This is a genomic window from Streptomyces sp. NPDC036822, from assembly GCF_055609145.1.
In genome coordinates, this window is the sequence record NZ_JBVJPY010000066.1 from 1 (window position 1) to 1,163 (window position 1,163).

The 1,163-nt window shown below is 67.3% G+C and carries 1 protein-coding gene; it reads left to right on the forward strand.

Going from position 1 to position 1,163, the window contains the following annotated elements; all coding sequences use genetic code 11:
- Positions 1-103 precede the first annotated feature (103 nt).
- Positions 104-1,153 (forward strand): hypothetical protein, encoded by a 1,050-nt coding sequence (locus tag ACZ68P_RS36205; protein WP_471013623.1) that lies wholly within the window; start codon positions 104-106, stop codon positions 1,151-1,153.
- The last annotated feature ends 10 nt before the right edge of the window (positions 1,154-1,163 follow it).

The window sequence follows — 1,163 nt, forward strand, 5'->3', positions numbered from 1 at the left end:
ACTCTGGGTCGGCGGAGGCTTGTTTGTTAGTGTGATCGCGTTCGGGGGCCCCGGATGGGTCGTCCCGAGCGGAGTATCGCCACGGACTTGGGAGGCCCCTCACGTGTCGCAGTCTTTCCTCTACCACTTTCACGGTCTTGGTGAGGTCGACTTCTCCGAGATGAGCGCAGCCGACCTCCCGGTGCTGGAGACGCTGACCGAGGAACGCGGGCTGGAGATCCTTCCCACGGTGTATCTGCGCCGGCCGGCGATGGACGCCTTCGAGGAGCTGGTGACCGCCTACGGCGCCTACCGGGCCGAGCTGCCCTCGACCCGGATCCGCGGCTTCGCGGTGGAAGGGCCGATGCTGGGCCCCGAAGGCGGGATACCCCGCGCCGGAGTGTGGACGCCCACCGCCGGGGAATGGCGCCGCCTGGCCGCCCTGGGCCGGCACGGCCTGCGCTACATCGTCATGGCCCCCGACGCCATGGAACTCCACGACGACATCGCCCCCGGCTTCACCTTCGCCGACCTGCTGGTCGCCTTCTACGACAACGGCTGCCGCATCGCCCTGGGCCACTTCCACCGCGACGCACCCCAGCGCAGCGCCCGCCGCATGCGCGACGTCATCGACTTCCTCCACTCCCGCTACACCTCCTCCCCCTTCCTGATCCTGACCGACCACCTCTACAACGACATGCCGCGCAACTTCCGCCACGCCTACCGCACCCCCGAAGAACAGGCACTGCGCGCCACGGAACTGCCCCGGATCCTCGATGCGGAATGGAACCGCCGGACACTTCCCGACCTCCTGGGACCCGTCCCGGCGGAGATGATCCACGCCGCCCAGGAAGGCAAACTCTTCCCCTGCATCAACTTCGACGGCTACCACGTCGACATCGACATCGTCCGCAAGACCGTCGACTACCTCGGCGCCGACAAGATGATCGTCCTGACCGATCACACCGAGATCGCCACCATGGCCCGCGAACCCCTCGCCGACGACGGCAACCTCCTCTGGCGCCGCGACGACGGCAAAGTCGCCGCAGGCCAGAGCGGACCCGACCGCCAACGCAAGAACATGACCTCCATCGGCCTCACCGACCACCAGATCGACACCATGTTCTGGGACAACCCCCGCGCAGCCATCCAACACACCGTCACCAACCGCTGAATCGAGGCGA